This is a genomic window from Leyella stercorea (genome assembly GCF_019052365.1).
Taxonomy (GTDB): Bacteria; Bacteroidota; Bacteroidia; order Bacteroidales; family Bacteroidaceae; genus Prevotella.
Genome location: NZ_JAHQUY010000063.1, coordinates 1 through 17354, shown reverse-complemented (window position 1 = coordinate 17354; position 17354 = coordinate 1). Strand labels below are relative to the sequence as shown.

At 50.1% G+C, this 17354-nt stretch carries 15 protein-coding genes and 1 other RNA gene; 8 read left to right on the top strand and 8 right to left on the bottom strand.

Annotated features, from left to right (window positions below; all coding sequences use genetic code 11):
• The first annotated feature begins 186 nt into the window (after positions 1 to 186).
• Positions 187 to 1275, top strand: coding sequence for a hypothetical protein (locus KTQ90_RS10335; RefSeq protein ID WP_217318355.1), 1089 nt, complete (start codon positions 187 to 189; stop codon positions 1273 to 1275).
• 690 nt (positions 1276 to 1965) lie between these two features.
• On the opposite strand, the gene rnpB is transcribed toward KTQ90_RS10335, so the two are convergent.
• Together rnpB and KTQ90_RS10325 are read right to left on the bottom strand one after the other, a co-directional pair.
• Positions 1966 to 2349: RNase P RNA component class A (rnpB, locus tag KTQ90_RS10330), an RNA gene on the bottom strand.
• 182 nt (positions 2350 to 2531) lie between these two features.
• Positions 2532 to 3221 carry a porin family protein gene (locus tag KTQ90_RS10325; protein WP_022157544.1) on the bottom strand — a complete coding sequence of 230 codons (690 nt, stop codon included), beginning with the start codon at positions 3219 to 3221 and terminating at the stop codon, positions 2532 to 2534.
• A gap of 256 nt (positions 3222 to 3477) precedes the next feature.
• Between KTQ90_RS10325 and KTQ90_RS10320 the strand changes: the two genes are divergently transcribed.
• The 7 genes from KTQ90_RS10320 (at position 3478) to KTQ90_RS10290 (ending at position 9783) form a co-directional block, all read left to right on the top strand.
• Positions 3478 to 4674 (top strand): sugar transporter, encoded by a 1197-nt coding sequence (locus KTQ90_RS10320; RefSeq protein WP_217318354.1) that lies wholly within the window; start codon positions 3478 to 3480, stop codon positions 4672 to 4674.
• Positions 4675 to 4920: 246 nt separating this feature from the next.
• Positions 4921 to 6387: a Do family serine endopeptidase gene (locus KTQ90_RS10315; RefSeq protein WP_217318353.1), complete on the top strand. Its 1467-nt coding sequence runs from the start codon at positions 4921 to 4923 to the stop codon at positions 6385 to 6387.
• Positions 6388 to 6601: 214 nt separating this feature from the next.
• A complete protein-coding gene (locus KTQ90_RS10310; RefSeq protein WP_217318352.1) occupies positions 6602 to 7465 on the top strand; it encodes a sigma-70 family RNA polymerase sigma factor in 864 nt (287 codons plus the stop codon).
• A gap of 58 nt (positions 7466 to 7523) precedes the next feature.
• On the top strand, positions 7524 to 7964 hold the full coding sequence (locus KTQ90_RS10305) for a hypothetical protein (RefSeq protein ID WP_022157540.1): 441 nt from the start codon (positions 7524 to 7526) through the stop codon (positions 7962 to 7964).
• Positions 7964 to 8863 (top strand): hypothetical protein, encoded by a 900-nt coding sequence (locus tag KTQ90_RS10300; protein ID WP_217318351.1) that lies wholly within the window; start codon positions 7964 to 7966, stop codon positions 8861 to 8863. Before KTQ90_RS10305 ends, KTQ90_RS10300 begins: the two co-directional genes overlap by 1 nt.
• A gap of 75 nt (positions 8864 to 8938) precedes the next feature.
• Positions 8939 to 9400 carry a peptidase S41 gene (locus KTQ90_RS10295; RefSeq protein ID WP_217318350.1) on the top strand — a complete coding sequence of 154 codons (462 nt, stop codon included), beginning with the start codon at positions 8939 to 8941 and terminating at the stop codon, positions 9398 to 9400.
• A gap of 116 nt (positions 9401 to 9516) precedes the next feature.
• Positions 9517 to 9783, top strand: a complete 267-nt coding sequence (locus KTQ90_RS10290) for a PqqD family protein (RefSeq protein WP_217318349.1) — start codon at positions 9517 to 9519, stop codon at positions 9781 to 9783.
• Positions 9784 to 9848: 65 nt separating this feature from the next.
• Here the strand turns inward: KTQ90_RS10290 and KTQ90_RS10285 are convergent, their stop codons facing one another.
• The 6 genes from KTQ90_RS10285 to KTQ90_RS10260 all read right to left on the bottom strand — a co-directional run bounded on the left by KTQ90_RS10285 (position 9849) and on the right by KTQ90_RS10260 (position 17294).
• Complete coding sequence (locus KTQ90_RS10285) at positions 9849 to 11588, bottom strand: hypothetical protein (protein WP_217318348.1); 1740 nt, start codon at positions 11586 to 11588, stop codon at positions 9849 to 9851.
• Positions 11589 to 11727: 139 nt separating this feature from the next.
• Entirely contained in the window at positions 11728 to 12357 is a 630-nt protein-coding gene (locus KTQ90_RS10280; RefSeq protein WP_217318347.1) for a hypothetical protein, read from the bottom strand.
• Positions 12358 to 12486: 129 nt separating this feature from the next.
• A complete protein-coding gene (locus KTQ90_RS10275; RefSeq protein WP_217318346.1) occupies positions 12487 to 13806 on the bottom strand; it encodes a plethodontid receptivity factor PRF in 1320 nt (439 codons plus the stop codon).
• A gap of 14 nt (positions 13807 to 13820) precedes the next feature.
• Positions 13821 to 14978 (bottom strand): hypothetical protein, encoded by a 1158-nt coding sequence (locus tag KTQ90_RS10270; RefSeq protein ID WP_217318345.1) that lies wholly within the window; start codon positions 14976 to 14978, stop codon positions 13821 to 13823.
• 19 nt (positions 14979 to 14997) lie between these two features.
• Positions 14998 to 16290, bottom strand: coding sequence for a DUF6175 family protein (locus KTQ90_RS10265; RefSeq protein ID WP_217318344.1), 1293 nt, complete (start codon positions 16288 to 16290; stop codon positions 14998 to 15000).
• A 101-nt stretch (positions 16291 to 16391) separates the two neighbouring features.
• On the bottom strand, positions 16392 to 17294 hold the full coding sequence (locus KTQ90_RS10260; protein ID WP_217318343.1) for a hypothetical protein: 903 nt from the start codon (positions 17292 to 17294) through the stop codon (positions 16392 to 16394).
• Positions 17295 to 17354: the final 60 nt, after the last annotated feature.

The window sequence follows — 17354 nt, the reverse complement described above, 5'->3', positions numbered from 1 at the left end:
CCGGGGTTATTTGATTAATATTTAACTGGTCCCGATTTTAACGGGACACTAATGAGTTTTTAATATAATTCTTGCTTTTTCTTCCGTTATTCAACGATTATTTATAACTTTGCATAACGCAAACACTCGAACAAACATTATAATTAAACCAATAAAAACCATTTAACAAACTAAAAACGATTTATTATGAAGAAAATTTTTACTCTTTTTTCGTTGCTGATGCTCACAGTCGTAGCTATGGCTGCCGACCTCACAACAGGCGTGACCTACAAGGGTACATGGGCTGACACCGACGGCGGATACACACCGACAGAAGGTGAGATCAAGGTGACAAAGACTGACGACGGTCTGAAGTTCGAGGTAAAGAACCACGTATTCAACGGCTACGCATTCCCCGACTACACCGTAGACTACAAGATTGACGTAAATGAGGACGGTTCGTTCAACGACGAAAGCGGCTTCGCACACGCTGTGCTCGGCGGCAACGCTTCTACTGAAGGTACTGCTATAATGAACGCATACTGGCAGATGATCAAGGGCTCTGTAAACAACAAGTCAATTGACCTTTATATAAAGTATATGGGCGTGAACATGACCGAGTTGCAGAACGTTACCTTCAAGGGCACAGCCGTTGAAACTACCGACCCAGACCCTGAGCCTGATCCGAAGCCTTCTAACGAGACTATGCTCAAGGAGAACTACCAGGCTGACGGCAATGGCTTCACACTCAGCACTCCTATCAACTGGGAGAAGCAGAAGCTCGTTGCGTCTATCGACGTCACTTCTTGCACACGCGACGTTGAGGACCTCCTCTCTGTAGGTCTCGACGCTACTTCATGGAGTGAAAACTTCCACATCTACTATACCGTTGCCGACAAGCAGCTGCAGGCTTACTACGAGGGTGAGGGTGCAGAGAGGACAAACTCTGGCAAGTTCGACACTGAGAACGAGGTAAACATCGAAATCGACAAGGAAACTGGTGTTACTGTTAACGGTCAGAACAAGGTAGACGCTAACAACATGGGCCTTTTCTTCACACGCACTGAGATTGTTATCGGTAGCGGTGAGGGCAGCAACCAGCAGTCGAACGCTCTCTACAAGTACATCAAGCTCGTGAACAAGGATGTTGTGGACGGCATCAACTCAGTTGACGCAGCTGACAACAGCACTATCACAGAGATCTACACTCTCGGTGGCGCTCGCGTCAACAGCCTCCAGAAGGGCATCAACATCGTTCGTCTGGCTAACGGCAAGACTGTGAAGGTTATCAAGTAAACTGAAATATCGAATTAAGAACGAACTCCGTTTCAGTCCGAATTAAAAGCGGATTAAACGGAGTTCGTTTTTTTTGAACCAACTGCGGATTTTTAAGCTGCGTTGAATCGACAACGGATTTAACTTTGGATTTAGTTGAATTAACGCGGATTAAACGGATTAAGCGGATTTTGGGGGTAGTTGAATTAACGCGGATTAAACGGATTAAGCGGATTTTGGGTGCCTTCAAGGGGGTGCACTTGTCTCAAGTGCACCGACCGAGCAAGCAATGCACCGACCGAGCAAGCAATGCACCGACCGAGCAAATGAATACCATCAGCTTTGTCGGTGCACTTGAGACAAGTGCACCCCCTTGAAGGCACCCACCGAATCCGATTAATCCGATTTCTTTATCTCAGCAATAGAAATCCGATTAATCCGTTTAATCCGTTGTTATTTTTATCTCAGCAATAGAAATCCGATTAATCCGTTTAATCCGTTGTTATTTTTATTTCAGCAATAGAATCCGTTTAATCCGATTAATCCGTTGTTATTTTTATTTCAGCAAAGAATCCGATTAATCCGCTTTATCTCAGCAATAGAAATCCGTTTAATCCGATTAATCCGTTGTTATTTTTACTTCAGCAAGGATGCAGATATTAATCCGCTTTTTAGATTAATCCGCAGTAAAAAATCAGAACAAAAAAAGTTGGAAACAGTGTCTCTATAAGCCGGGTTCTGTTTCTCGCGCCGCATTGCTGCGCCGCGAGCCTTCTGTCATTTATCTACTACGCAAGTCGCCCTGCGTCTCCAGCATTCTACCCTCCACCGTCGCTATGGTCGGACGGGACGCCCTCAAACGATGGTATACATGAACTTGCAGCCCCCAGATGGTACAGCCCGATGATCACCCACCGGCTGGTGGTCTCTTACACCACCTTCTCACCCTTACCACACACGAGGCGTGGCGGTTGTTTTCTTCTACCGACACCTGCCGTCGCCGACAGCTTCTACTTTCGGAAGTGGGGTTCCCTGTGCTGCCCGGACTTTCCTCTCCTGCGCCTATGCACAGCAGCGACAGAACCGAGACACTGTTTCCAACAGACTGCAAAGTTACTGAAAATTGTGCATTTTGAGCAATTTTTGGTCGTTTTTTTATTAAACTAACAGTAGCGGAGGTCTCCTGCCTCCGCAGCACCAAGTCAAATTACATACTCAGATTGCTGCGGAGGCCGGAGACCTCCGCTACTAATAGGCTACAAATGCACTATAAAATGTTAGAAATTGACACCCAAACTGAGCGACAGGCTGCGGTTGTGCGATGTGTCGAACTCGTCGTGACAGATGTTAGAGAGTCCGACATCGTAGGTGAGGTCGGCGTAGAAGAGGTCGTACGTCACGCCACAACCGAAGCGCAGACCAGCGTCGAAGCGCTTGAAGTAATGGTGTGAGAAGGAGTTGGACACCTCGCGGTCGCCGAAGTTCTTAGCCTTGCCACCCACGCCGAACGCAAAGTAACCGCCGGCGAACGGCTGCACAGAGAAGTGCTCGTTGAGCTGTATGGCGTACTTCACGACGATCGGTATCTCGAGATAGTGAAGACTGTAGGTCACCTTCTTGCCCTCATAGAGGTTCTTGCCGCCCTTCTCTACATACATCAGTCCGCTCTCGATGAAGACGGGAGCCTTCGGCGAGAGCTGCATTCCGCCGAACACGCCGAGGTTGAGACCGGTCTGCGTGTTGCCTCCGTCGAGCGCCTTGTCGTCGGAGTCGACGGTGGTGAACGACGGACCGATGCGTATGCCCATATACACGCCGTCGATGCCGAAGCGATCGTAGCGATTGGCATACATGGAGTAGTCGCGGCGGCTGCCGTAGTTATGGTCTCTATAGTCCTGATAGCCCTGCGCCTGCACGCCGAGCACCGATGTAAGCAGCGCTAGGGCTGCCATTAAAAACTTCTTCATTGTTCTATGTTTTTTTGATTAATGTTGCGAATTTACGATAAATTCGACTAACGACAAGAGAAATTTCCCTATAAAATGTTATGAATATCCCTATTCTGCCACATTTTAAGAATTTAGGGAAAGATTTTTTGCGGCCTTCGCTTGATTTGCATCACGTTCTGCAACGTTAAACGTTTACATGTTGCAGTTATACCTTATTAATTGCGTAACTTTGCAGCGTAAAAAAGAATAACAAGTAACACATTTTATTTTTAGGATGCAAAACAAAGAATCTTTTACCAGATGGTTGCCCCTTGTAGGGCTTACCTTTGCCGTGTTCGTGTTCAACACCTCCGAGTTTATGCCTATCGGTCTTCTCACCGACATAGCCACCGACCTTAATATCAGCGAGGCGCGCGCCGGTCTGCTCATCTCGGTGTACGCATGGGTGGTGGCTATAATGTCGCTGCCGCTGATGATAATGGTGTCGAAGATGGAGCTAAAGCGGCTTCTGCTCTCCATTATAGCCCTGTTTGTTGTGAGCCATGTTGCATCGGCATTTGCCGAAGGCTATTACACACTGATGCTCTCGCGCATTGGTGTGGCGTGCGCCCATTCCATATTTTGGTCGATTGCTCCGCCACTTGCCGTACGTACCGTGCCCGACGGAAAGCGTGCCTTAGGACTGAGCGCCATTGCCACCGGTTCGTCGGTAGCCATGGTTGTAGGTCTGCCACTGGGTCGTGTGGTCGGACTTTATGTAGGCTGGCGAATGACGTTTCTGAGCATCGCCATCATCTCCGCCCTCATCTTCGTGTTCATACTCATGGTGTTCCCCAAGCTGCAGAGTCGAGGTAAGTTCGCCTTCAAGGAGCTTCCGACGCTGCTGCACAACCGCGTGCTGCTGGGCGTGTTCATCATGTCGGTGCTCTTCGCTACAGCCCACTACACTGGTTATAGCTACATCGAGCCATTCCTGGGCAAGGTGGCAGCCATGGCGCCCGACACCGTGACGCTGGTGCTCATCGTGTTCGGCGGTTCGGGCATGTTCGGCAGCATAGCCTTCTCAAAATACTATATGTCTAACCGCCGCCGCTTCATGCTTGCCGTCACGTTAGGTCCTGCCTTGTGCATGCTTCTGCTGCAGGCTGCGGCTACGGGCATGGCGTACATCCTCGCCGTCTGCATCTTGTGGGGAGCCATGGCTACGGCGTTCAACATAGCCTTTCAGGACAACACCATACGCTTTGCGCCTGAGCACGCCACGTCCATCGCCATGTCTATCTTCTCTGGCATCTTCAACCTCGGCATAGGCAGCGGCGCATACATAGGCGGACTGGTGGTGAGCCGACTATCTATAGAATATATAGGTTATGCTGGCGGAGCTATCGGTATGATTGCTACACTTTACTTGACACTGCGCTACTTCCCCAACATGAGACGCAGGGAGGCGGCAGATATAAAACAAAAGTAAAAAACGAGCATTTGTTTTCTAACAGCCGTTAATATGTTAAATTGTAGTGTTAAAATGGGATAAAGATGCATGTCAATTTGTCAGATTAACAATTTTTGCGCCTAAATTTGCAACCACGAAAACAGAAACGCTGTTGTTTTAACACCGCTCGACCCACACGAACGGCAATGTGTCAAACCGGACGACAGCGTTAAGTAGGTCGCAAACGATTAGAAAACAATAACAAACAAGAAAATAAACAGAACTATGAAAAAGTATTCTAAGTATTTTGTTGTGGCAATGAGCGCTCTTGCCTTTGCCTTCTCTACAGGAACATTACTAAAGGTGAACGCTACGCCGGCTACATCGGCTGCCGTGCCTGCCCAGCCCGTCGACTTGACGTACGCAGCAGAGAAGTCGCTGCCGTCGGTGGTGCATATCCTCAGCACAAAGAACTCGAAGGTGCAGACCGTAGAGGTGGAGAGCGACCCGTTCTCCGACTTCTTCTCTGACCCGTTCGGCTTCTTCGGCAACCCGCAGGGCAACGGCGGTAAGCAGAAGCGCAGCGTGCGCACACCGAAGCAGCAGGGATCTGGCTCGGGCGTCATCATCTCTACCGACGGCTACATCGTAACGAACAACCACGTGGTGGCTGACGCCGACGAACTGACCATTACGCTCAACGACAACAAGGAATACTCGGCTCGCATCATCGGCACCGACAAGGCGTCTGACCTGGCGCTCATCAAGATCGACGGCAAGAACCTGCCGGCTATCACCATCGCCAACAGCGACGACATCAAGGTGGGCGAATGGGTGCTCGCCGTGGGCAACCCGTTCAACCTTACGAACACCGTTACGGCGGGCATCGTGAGCGCTAAGGCTCGCTCGCTCTATCAGAACGGCGTGGAGTCGTTCATACAGACCGACGCTGCCATCAACCCCGGTAACTCGGGCGGCGCACTCGTCAACACTCGCGGTGAGCTTATCGGTATCAACGCCATGCTCTACTCGCAGACAGGTTCGTTCAGCGGCTACGGCTTCGCTATTCCTACCTCTATCATGAATAAGGTGGTAGCCGACCTGAAGCAGTACGGCACCGTGCAGCGCGCGCTCATCGGCATCCAGGGTCAGGACGTGAAGAACTATGTTGACGCCAAGAAGGACAAGGGCGAGGACGTAGACCTCGGCACAATGGAGGGCATCTACGTAGCCAAGGTTTCTGAGGAGAGTGCGGCTGAAGAGGCTGGCATGAAGGAAGGCGACGTCATCACTGCTATCGACGGCAAGCCGGTGGGCAAGATGGCAGAACTGCAGGAGGTGCTCGCAAAGAAACGCCCGGGCGACAAGGTGACCGTCACTTATCTGCGCGACAAGAAGAAGGCTACAAAGACCTTGACGCTGAAGAACGAGAAGGGCAACACGCAGGTCGTAAAGAAGGCTGACCTCGACGTGCTCGGCGGCAACTTCCGCGCCGTTACAGACGCCCAGAAGGAGCAGATGAACATTGGCTACGGTCTGGAGGTGCTGAAGGTGAACGCAGGCAAGCTGAAGAACGCAGGCATCACAAAGGGCTTCATCATCCAGCGCGTCAACGACAGCGCCGTGAAGACTATCGAGGATCTGCAGAACGCCGTGAAGGAGGCTTCTACAAGCAAAGACCCCGTGCTCTACATCCAGGGCGTTTATCCTACCGGCAAGAAGGCTTACTTCGCAGTGCCGCTTGAGGACTAAACAATAGTAGCCTACGACAGGAATGTCATAGGCTACTAAGATACAAAGCGGAGGCCCTAAAGACCTCCGCTTTTTTGTTAATTGCACCCGCAACCGAAAATAAATAGATTAAAATTTGCGACAACCGAGAGAAATGGTTAAATTTGCAGAACGATGCGCCCAAAGCGCACCTACCCTTTTAACAATAAAATAATATCAAAAAAAGCAACACTTAATGAGACAACTTAAAATAACCAAATCGATTACAAATCGAGAGAACGCCTCGCTCGATAAGTATCTTCAGGAGATTGGCCACGAAGAGCTGATTTCCGCAGAAGAGGAAGTGGAGCTCGCCCACCGCATAAAGAACGGCGACCGCAAGGCTCTTGAGAAGCTGACAAAGGCGAATCTGCGTTTTGTTGTCTCCGTTGCAAAGCAATATCAGAATCAGGGTCTCTCGCTGCCCGACCTCATCAACGAGGGCAACATCGGACTGCTGAAGGCTGCAGAGAAGTTCGACGAGACACGCGGCTTCAAGTTCATCTCGTACGCAGTATGGTGGATCAGACAGAGCATTCTGCAGGCCATCGCAGAGCAAAGCCGCGTGGTGCGTCTGCCGCTCAACCAGGTGGGTAGCGTGAACAAGATAAAGCGCATATTGAACAAGTTTGAGCAGGAGAACGAACGCCGACCAAGCATCGACGAGATAGCCGAAAAGACCGATATGCCGCACGAAAAGATTGAGGACGTGCTGAAGGTGGACACACGACAGGTGAGCGTAGACGCGCCAATGACCGAGAGCGACGGAGCAAGCATGCTCGACTTTATGCCGAGCGAGAACGAGCCGTCTACCGACAGCCAGCTCGTGATAGAGTCGATGCGCGAGGAGATTGCGCTGGCCCTCTCCGTGCTCAACGAGCGCGAACGCAACGTGATAGAGGCTTTCTACGGCATCAACCAGCCCGAATGCACGATGGAGGAAATCGGCAACAAGTACGGACTCACACGCGAACGTGTACGCCAGATAAGAGAGAAGGCTATACGCAAGCTGAAACAGAATACAAAGAACAAGCTGCTCAAGGCTTACCTGGGCAGATAAAGCTGCGACGCAACCAAAACTGACAGCGCCGCTGAAACAACAGAAAACAAGGAAAGAAATGAAGATTCGCACATTACTGGCATTGGCACTGCTGCTCATGCCGTCGCTTATGTTCGCACTGCAGAAGCAGGAGCGACTCTACGTATACGGTGTAGCCACATCGTTCAACGACTCTACGGTGTACATCACAGAGATTCAGCAGCTCGATTCGGCTTGGGTAGACACCAAGACAGGCTTTCTCTACAGCCGCAACAACTACTCGTTCCAGTTGCGCGACCATCTGAAGGCTAACGGATTCGCCACCCCCACTTGCGTAACCTACTTCGCAAAGACACGCAAGGAGATAGAGAAGAAATACGTGGCTATAAAGAAGCGCTACGCAACAAGAGGACACTACAACGTGAAATACGTCACAAAGCACGACTTTACATACAGCTGTCTCGTACCAGACGATAGCGAGCGTGCCGATTTGCAGACAAAGAAGGCGAAGAAGAAATAATGGATATCATAGCAGACTATTGCATCGCAGAACATAACGTGAGGGTTGTCTTTGCCGAAAACGGAAAGAACAACACCGAACTGTTACCGTCGTTCGAGCCTTTCAAGAAGGAAGGCTCAAACGACGATTTTCTTTTTACGCTGCGCGTGGACGACACGCTGGCTCCCGTGGATAAGAACCGCCGCGAGCGCATCGACACGTTCGAGACGGGCAACGGCGACACCGTAGTAGACCTACTCGACAACGGCGGCTACCAGTATATAGTGAAGGACATACACGGACGCAGCTGCTGTCTGCTGCAGACCAACAAGGATTTCAGCGAGGGCGTTTGTGCGCTGAACGGCGACTATCAGATGCGCCAGTTCGGACTGAACAATGCGCTGATGATGCTCTACGCCTTCCGCGGCAGCTTCTTCGACACGTTGCTCATACACGCTTCGCTCGTGAGAAACGGCGGCTATGGCTATGCGTTCACCGCAAAGAGCGGCACGGGCAAGAGCACGCACACGCAGCTCTGGCTCGACAACATACCGGGATCGGACTTGATGAACGACGACAACCCCGTGGTGCGCGTCATCGACGGCAAGGCGTACATCTACGGCAGTCCGTGGAGCGGCAAGACGCCGTGCTACCGCAACATTAAGGCACCGATCGGAGCCTTAACGCAGATAGTGCGCGCGAAGGAGAACCGCGTGGAGCGTCTGGCGCCTACAAAGGCGTTCACATACATTCTGCCTGCCTGCTCTACGATGAAGTGGGACAAAGTGGTGTTCCGCAACACATACAACGCCGTGATACGACTCATTGAGGCTGCACAGTACATCTATGCGCTGCACTGTCTGCCCAACAAGGAGGCAGCAGAGGTGAGCTTCAAGACGCTGACAGCACCCCATCAGTAAAATCACAACACATCTCAACACCTCACCACCACACCATCTTACCACCTCACCACCTCACCACCACCCTATCTCAACATGGAAAAAGAAATAAGACAGTACAACAATGCACAACTGATACCGTACTTCGTGGAGATGATAAACCAAGGGCACACCGTCACCTTCAAACTGAAAGGCTTCAGCATGCGCCCGTTCCTCGAAGACGGACGCGACAAAGCGATACTTGGCAAACACACCACCGTGCGTTGCGGCGACGCTGTGCTGGCAGAGATAAGTCCGAAGACGTACGTGCTGCACCGCATCGTGAATATCGACGGCGACAAGGTGACGCTGCGCGGCGACGGCAATCTCGGCACCGAGGAGTGTACGCTGGCAGACATACGCGGCATCGCTCTGGCGTTCTACCGCAAAGGACGCAGCACGCCCGACTATACCTCAGGACGCAAATGGCGCATCTATTCGGCTATCTGGACCCGACTGCTGCCCATACGCCGCTACCTGCTGTACATATATAGAAAAGTAAACAGGTTGGAAAGGTAGAAAGTAAAAGAGTAAAAAGGTAAAAGAGTAAAAAGAATTAGCTAAGGCTTAGAAAGGCCTAAAAAGGCTTAGAAAGGTCTAAAAAGGCCTGGCTCAGCTTAATAACACCAAGAAATATGAAGATAAAGAAAGGTTTCGTCCTGAAGGACATTTGCGGCGAGAGTATTATCGTTGCAGAAGGCAAAGAGAACATCGACTTCACAAAGATTATAAGCATGAACGAGAGTTCGGCTTTCCTCTGGGAAAGCGTTAAGGACAAGGATTTCGACGCTGAGACGCTGAAACGTCTGCTCTGCGAGGAATACGACGTCGACGACGCTACGGCAGAAAACGACGCAAAAGCATTGCTCGACAGCTGGATAGAAGCAGAAATAGTTGAGTAAACAAAACACGCAAAAACGGCATATCCCCAAAACAAGGATATGCCGTTTTTGCATTTTTTAAAGTCTTAGTATTTCAAGACCTTGGCAGCCACACGCTTGAACTGCGGCATTGCCTTTCCTATGGATGCACCGATGTAAGTAGGGTCGCAAACTATGTATTTCTTTCCCTCTACGATGACGAAATCGCCCGACACATTCTCGTTGAAGCATACCGCTGTGGCGATATGGTTAGGATAATCGAGCAACACGACATCGAGTTTCAGCAGGTTGCGCACCAGATATGAATAGAGCACCGCACGATCCTCGCAGTCACAGTAGGGATAGTAGAATAGTTCCTCTACGAAGAACGGTTTCTCATAGCCGAACTGTTCTTGATCCGTGGCGTACTTGAAGCCGGTCTGCACGAAGTTGATGAGCAGGTTGGCAGCTTCGGTCTCGCTCTTGCCCTCAACGATCGGAGCAAGCGACGAGAGCAATCTGTCGGCAACAGCCGGGTTCACCTTCGCATTCACATACACGCTATAGTCGCACTGCGGCATACTCTTGTAGAACAGCATCAGCGACTTGGGAACGTCGACAGATACAGCCACTGTGCCCGCACCATTCTTGTGTACGGAGTTGACCATTCCAGAATTGAGCAACGGAGCGTTAGTTATCTGCATGTCGATGTTGCTCTTTGCCTTCGGCGAATCCTCCTGACACATATAGAACTGGCAAGTCTCGTCGCTTGTAAGGTTGTAATAGTTGAGTCCGTCCTTAGTGAAATAAGGACGACCATACATCTTACAGTCGGTCGCTACGAAGAGAAGCATCTGGTCGCGGTCGGCACGGCGCGCCATCTTCGACTTATATCCAAGTTCGTTGAGTAGGAACTGCTGCATTACAACAGACGCATGTGCGTCGGCACAAAGGGCATTAGACACGTCGCGAACAAAGAGGAACACACCCCAATCGTTGAGCTTGAGGTCTTTCTTCAGTTGACGACAGTCGGCAAGCAACGGCTTGTAGTCGGCCTTGCACATCGCCTCGTAAGCATCGGCAACAGCCTTCTCGCGCATATTGCCTATAGAGCATACTCCCTTCAGCGACTTGTCTACGTAAATTCTCTGTCCGCAGTAGTTAATCATCTGCTTCTCTGACGACTCTTTATAGAGTGCGCTCATAGGTGCAGAAGGCTTAGCGGTCGGCACCGGCACCACTGCTGGCGGAGTGGTTGGAGGTGTCGGGGTTGTTGGCTTGGCTGCAGGGGTCGTAGGCTTGGCAGTAGGACTTGCAGGCTTAGCTGTTGGAGTGGCAGGCTTGAGAGTAGGAGTCGTAGGCTTGAGAGCTGGAGTCGTAGGCTTAGCGGTCGGAGTCGCAGGCTTAACTGTTGGAGTCGCAGGCTTGAGAGCTGGAGTCGCAGGCTTAGCTGTCGGAGTTGCAGGCTTGGTAGCTGGAGTTGCAGGCTTAGCTGTCGGAGTCGCAGGCTTAGGCTGCGGCTTTTCAAAGCCAACCTTCTCGCCGTCATTAATCTTGCCCTGCGGTCGCTGCTTGCTCTCGCCGGTAGACTGTCCGAGGATGTCCTCGATATCAAGTTCCACGGGTGGCGCTACGGGGTCCTTCTTCTCGTCGTATACGACCGGCTTCACCGGCTCCGGTTTGGTGCGCTTCTCCACCGGCTTCTTTGCCTCAAACTCCTTCCAAGGATTGCGCAGGAAACTGATGAACTGCTTGTTGGCATCGTCAATGAACTTGTCGAACGACTGTACCTCAGTCTTTATGAAGTTGTCGAAATCGTCGTCTACAACTTGTGCCTGAGTCCCCATACAACACGTTGCACCTAAAGCAAATAATATCAATCTTTTCATTTGTACGGGTTTCGTTTAGTTAATCATTGTATAAAAAATCCGAAGAAGAGCAGACGAGTCTACCCTTCCCCGGATTGGATAAAACATCTCTAAGAAATTACTCGTCTGCCGGTACCGGCTCACCGATGAACTCCTCAACCTGATTTGAGAGGTCGTCGAGGGCTGCTTTCTTCTTTGCTTCTCTTGCAGCCTCCTCGCGAGCCTTCTTAGCAGCAGTCTCGTCGAGAGTCATGTAAACCTGGAACTCCTTAACGCCGCCCTTCTCGCGAACGAGCATGAAGTGTACCTTTACAAGACCAGAAATCTTTGTGTTGACGCCCGACTCGTAAGCAGCACCGAACTTGTCTATTTCCATACCCGACTGATCGCTTGCATCAGACGACATAACACTCTTCATCTTACCTACAACCTGAGCCTTTGCACGGCTTGCATAGCTTGTGATGCCGTTCATCATGGCGTTATCGCGACCTATCTTCGGGTTCTTGCCTACAGCAAGACCTGTAAGCACGAGGTGGTTGTCAGGGTCAGCCTCAACGTATGTGCGATACTTTGTCAATGCGTACTCCATTGTAGAAGCTGTGGCATACAATGACCAACCTGCCTTCTTCCACTCTTTGCAGGTCTTCTTTACATCCTTTGCCAACGCTTTCGACTGAGCAAAAGCTACTGATGTGCCGCAGAACACAAGGGCTATAGCCAGTAATACATTAAAAATTCTCTGTTTCATAATAGTTCAGTTTAAATAATTATTAATTATTTTGTTTAATTCTTTCACTCTTCAAATCTCTTGGTCCAAACTTTATCAAGACTAAATCTGAAACATTTTCAGACTAAGGTTTAGAACCCGAAAACCAGTCTACTCCCAATTTGTAGAATACTGCAACGCGACCTTGATAGGTTCGATAGCTCCGGTGTTGGGGTTTACGACCGTGAGCGTGCCGTTAACGAATGCAAAGTCGCCCTTTTTCACCTTACGCAGCGAGCAATCGCCCTTCGCCAGCATCTTTATCTGGATGAGTCCTTTTGTAGAATAGACGGCGTCTGCATTGTCGAAGATAAGCGGAACGGCGAGGTCGGGCACATTAAGTTCAAGACTCTTCACCGCAAACTTGCTGCCATTGCGGTTGTTGACAGTAAGGCGCACGGTGATGTCGGTCACTTCACGTGCGGCTGCGTCAACCATTGCGGCTGTCAGCATTACCTTTCCTTCAGGAACAAGCGAGAGCCTTTGGTCGGCATTGCCTGCGCCGGCTTCAGCCAGCGAGAACTTATGCGAAAGACGCTTACCGTCGAGGCGCAACTGCACATTGATGAAGTTTTCTTCGTCCTCAATACAGTCGCTATCGTCGTATGTGATGACGAACTTGCCGTCGGCTGTAGGACGCACATTGAGCTGCGAAGCACAGTTCGACTTCAGTGTGGGCACCGTAGACACCTTGACAGGCATGCCCTTCAACAGTAGCTGGCAGTGGTATTCGCCATGCTTAACGAACTCTCCAGTGAGGCTGAGCGCATCATAAAGCTGACGATAGCGCTTCTTCAAGCCGTCAACCTGCTCCAAACGCACATCATCAAAGAAGTAAGCCTTCAGAGCGTCGAGCTCGGTGATGGCAGTCTTGATGTCTTCCACCGCTTCTATATTGTTCAACTTCTGTTCCAGCTGTTCGTACTTGGCAGTCATCTCCTTGTCGAGAGCCTCAAACTCAGCCTGAAGCGTGAGTTGCTCGCTGCGCGAGTAAGGATAGAGCACCGAATACTCGTAATAACCCTTGCCAGTCTTCTTGTTGAACATACGCTGCCAATAGATGCCGGCAATCTTGTTTGGCGAAATGCCCTTGAGGAAAGGCAGGTTAGCCGACTTTATCTTTGAAAGACGTGTGAACTCGTCGCGCGAATCGACGCTGCCGTTCTCCACAACCTCGCTCGACTCGTTGCGCTGCGACACACTGACATTGCTTGCCACCGAGAGAATGATGCGTTCTGTCACCTCCGTCATCGCCTTCACCTGAGCGTCGGCAAGAGAACTGGCAGTGACTGTAACTACAAACGCTCCATCGTTGGCTTGGTTAAGCCATTCGGGAGTCTTCTTTGCGCTACGCTCCACCACCTTGTCCTGTGCCAATGTCATGCAACACGCAGCAAGAAGCAGACACAAAGCCAATGATATTCTTTTCATAATATACTTAATTATTACCAGTTAACCTTCAAGTTGCGAATCTCCACTATACCATCGCGCACTTTAAGCTTCAGATAAGACACAGTCTCCATAGGATGGTCGTAGTTGATGATGTAGAAATCATGCTTCAGCTTGACGCGTGCCGGCATGCTCACCCATTCGTATGACGAATCGTTAGAGGTAACAGCCATATTTTCACGAGTGAGTTCGCGTCCGTTGTCGTCGATCACTACGTTCATTGCGATGTCGCCGTTAGAGATATTCGCATTATTGTTGACGTATTCGGCCTTTATGGTGATGCATTTCTGCGTAGGATTGCCCGTGCAACTGAGAATGCGGAAGTCGAGGTCGTTCTTAGAGATGGTTATCTCGCACTCTGGAGCGACAGGTGCTGGCGCCGGAACGGGTTTCTCCACAACCTTCTCCACTACAACAGGCTTCTCTACAATCTTCTCCACCACAACAGGCTTCTCTACAACCTTTTCCACAACAACCGGTTTCTCTACGACCTTCTCCACAACCTTCTCTACGACGACAGGCTCTGGAGTGTTGTCCATATTCTCAAGAATCTGCTTCTGCAAAGCCGCAGCCTGGTCGTAGCAAGGCACGTTGGCTGTAGCGGCAGACAGATAGCTCACTGCCTCCTGACAATGGTTCTGGTTGTAAAGGGTCTGAGCCTTCTGCAGAATGAAAGCGCAATTGTTAGCGTAATAGTCAGCAATCTTCTTGCGCGCCGTATTGATGAAGCGCGTGAAGGCAGGTGCAGTCACCTTTATGTTCTTCACCATCGAGAGCATAGCCTTCTCCTTATTGCCTACAGCTTCGCCCTGAACTGGAATCGTCACGCTGTAATACTCTGCACCGTCGATGATGTTCTTGGCGATAAGCACCAGTTCGCCTTGAGCCAAAGACACGTCTCTCACCATGCCGCCGTCTGTAGACAGCACTTTGTCGAGAGACAACGACGGCGAAACAGCGAATACGTTGTACACATCGGCTGCAGCAGCACTGTTGCGGTTGAACACCTGGTGCAGCTTAAGGTCGATCGCATCAACAACATCCTCAGACAAGCCCTTTGTCTCCGACTTCAATATGGTGAAGTGTATATCGCTTTGTGCATATCCTACCATTGCAACGAATAGGAATATGATCTGTAAGAATGTCTTTTTCATAAAACACCTTTATATAGAGTTATTGAATCATAATTTCGAGTTTCTGTCCTTGTGCCGTTACAGAAGCCTTATAGCCGTCGCCCAACTGAGTCTTGAGGAATTTCTTCAAATCGCTGCTGAAGTTAGACAACGTGTAAGAGCGTCCGCGCTCCACATTCCACAACGGGATGTTCACGGTCATGTGTATATACTTATCAGTGTTGTTGCTCATGTCATAGACGCTGTTCTGCGCATGGCTGCGCAACCACTCGTCGAGCACATCCTTGAAGTTGTCGCCGGTAGACGGACTGTCCTGATCGAAGTCCCAATCGTCGATAGAGTTAGAGATTGTCATGTCTACATACACCTCTCTGCCCTGGCTCACCATAGCCTCAAACGATGTCTTTATCTGGTTGAAGAAGTCGGCCTTTATCTTCTTGAAGGCATAGTCGACGAGTTCCGACTCGCTCACATTGCCTTTATAGTATTTTCCGCTGGGGAATGTAGCAGAAGCAAGATTGCCGTTTGTCTGACTCTCCACAGCGCTTATGCTCAACTGACACTCCATCTGGTTGTTTGCATCTGTAACAACCGCTGCATCAACGGTGACGATGATGTCGCCAGGCAGCTGCTGCACAATCATTGTATTGATGTCCGACTGGCTTTGCGTGCGCATCATCTCATCTTTCTTCGAGTTGCGCAGTTGCGATACGAAGTTACGAGTCTTGTAACCTTTCTTTGTAAACTCGCCAGTCATCTTGTCGAGAGCGTATTTCTTTGCCTCGCTTGCGTCAATGGCTTCAAGCATAGCCTGGAAGTCGGAGCCTTCGCTCGCCTTCAGACCAGGCACAATAACGATAGTAGGGTTGAGCGCCGATGTGCTTTTCTTTGCACTTGCCACGCCCCACGACGGAGATATCGACATGTTGTTATGCTGCAAGTCGGCGATAAGCGACTTCACGTTTATCGAGAGCTGCACCGTGACACGCACCTTGTTGCCTACCTTCTTGTCGCCAACGGTCTTTACCGCGCTTGTGATGTAGTTGATGTAGCGCGACTCAGAGAAAAAGCGATAGTCGTAGTCGTTACGCTCCACAGCAACCATAGGCGTGCCGTCCTTCACGCCTTCTATACCAGCATGAAACAGAGTATGAAAAGCCGACTTGGCAGCCAGCAGCGCAGCGTCCTTCTTCTTGTCAGCAACGGCTGAAGAACGTACTGTGATTATATTACCGTCCTGCGACACCAATGTAGCATCGGTAGAATAGACTTCTGCACTTAGATTTGTGCAGAAAAAGAGTCCGAATAAGAGAGATAAGATTATTCTGGTCATAGCTAAAAAGATAAAATATTTCTGTTTTCGTGCCGATATAAACTAATGACATGGCTCCATTTTTTCAATGAAGTCATGCCATTTTTATAAACAAAGTCTAATTAGATTACCTTCTTTGCCTTGTCAAGTAATGATACTTTATGGAACACCTCAACCTCAATCTTCTGCTGAGCGTCCATAGCAGCCTTTATCTCCTTGCCGCCCTTTACAACGTCGCAAAGTGTGAGGTCCTCGCCCTCAACAGCGCTCACCTTAAGTTCGCCGATCTCCTTGCGTGAGTTGCGGCCGGCAACAGTGCGAAGCTCGTAGACCTTGAAACGTGCCTTGCCGTCTACACCATGAGCAGAACCGAGGCTGATGTACACCTGCTTAGCCTCAGCACCCTTTGTAGCGTTGATTTCGAGGATAGTACCATTGAGCTTGAAAGCCTCGTCAACTAAAGCGCGAACAGCCTTGCGTGCGAACTTGGCAACGTCTACAGCAGCTGCGTCCGGTGTGTCGCCGGTAGCCATCTCAGCAACGCTCTCGCCATGCTTGAATGTCTTTGAAGCAATAGTTGTGCCGTTCTTCGGGTCAACAACCTTCAATGTATAGTTTACTACAGCAGCATACCATTCTGTCTTGCCGTCGTCAGAACGCTTGTGGTCTACAGACAATGATGTGATTGTGCCCTGCAACAGATAGTTTGCACCGAGCTGTGTCATCACAGCGAGACGAGAAGCGTCGCCTTCTGCCGACAGCTCGCCATTCTCACGACGTGCTTTCTCTACTCTCAAAGCGTCTTCTGCATCAACGTCAGTGATAAGAACGCGATTGGTCTCCTGGATGCCTTCAATCACTTTACTGCGAAGAGCCTCAGCCCAAGAATCCTTCACGTTAGACGGATGAGCAAAATAATCTATGAATACTGAAGACTTGCCTTCAGTCTGCTTCTGAGCCGATACGCTCATTGCGCCACATACGAAAAACAGAAGGAATGCGACACGTAAAAACGATAATTTCATAATAGACCTTAATTCCGCAACACTTTAGTTTAACATTATTTATAATATCCTGAGCAACAA

Bases quoted from the DNA above. Each gene is read 5' to 3' on its own strand.
- KTQ90_RS10285 (WP_217318348.1), bottom strand. From the start codon at position 11,588: ATGGGGACTCAGGCACAAGTTGTAGACGACGATTTCGACAACTTCATA.
- KTQ90_RS10305 (WP_022157540.1), top strand. From the start codon at position 7,524: ATGAAGATTCGCACATTACTGGCATTGGCACTGCTGCTCATGCCGTCG.
- KTQ90_RS10290 (WP_217318349.1), top strand. From the start codon at position 9,517: ATGAAGATAAAGAAAGGTTTCGTCCTGAAGGACATTTGCGGCGAGAGT.
- KTQ90_RS10260 (WP_217318343.1), bottom strand. From the start codon at position 17,294: ATGAAATTATCGTTTTTACGTGTCGCATTCCTTCTGTTTTTCGTATGT.
- KTQ90_RS10280 (WP_217318347.1), bottom strand. From the start codon at position 12,357: ATGAAACAGAGAATTTTTAATGTATTACTGGCTATAGCCCTTGTGTTC.
- KTQ90_RS10270 (WP_217318345.1), bottom strand. From the start codon at position 14,978: ATGAAAAAGACATTCTTACAGATCATATTCCTATTCGTTGCAATGGTA.
- KTQ90_RS10265 (WP_217318344.1), bottom strand. From the start codon at position 16,290: ATGACCAGAATAATCTTATCTCTCTTATTCGGACTCTTTTTCTGCACA.
- KTQ90_RS10325 (WP_022157544.1), bottom strand. From the start codon at position 3,221: ATGAAGAAGTTTTTAATGGCAGCCCTAGCGCTGCTTACATCGGTGCTC.
- KTQ90_RS10275 (WP_217318346.1), bottom strand. From the start codon at position 13,806: ATGAAAAGAATATCATTGGCTTTGTGTCTGCTTCTTGCTGCGTGTTGC.
- KTQ90_RS10295 (WP_217318350.1), top strand. From the start codon at position 8,939: ATGGAAAAAGAAATAAGACAGTACAACAATGCACAACTGATACCGTAC.
- KTQ90_RS10300 (WP_217318351.1), top strand. From the start codon at position 7,964: ATGGATATCATAGCAGACTATTGCATCGCAGAACATAACGTGAGGGTT.
- KTQ90_RS10320 (WP_217318354.1), top strand. From the start codon at position 3,478: ATGCAAAACAAAGAATCTTTTACCAGATGGTTGCCCCTTGTAGGGCTT.
- KTQ90_RS10310 (WP_217318352.1), top strand. From the start codon at position 6,602: ATGAGACAACTTAAAATAACCAAATCGATTACAAATCGAGAGAACGCC.
- KTQ90_RS10315 (WP_217318353.1), top strand. From the start codon at position 4,921: ATGAAAAAGTATTCTAAGTATTTTGTTGTGGCAATGAGCGCTCTTGCC.
- KTQ90_RS10335 (WP_217318355.1), top strand. From the start codon at position 187: ATGAAGAAAATTTTTACTCTTTTTTCGTTGCTGATGCTCACAGTCGTA.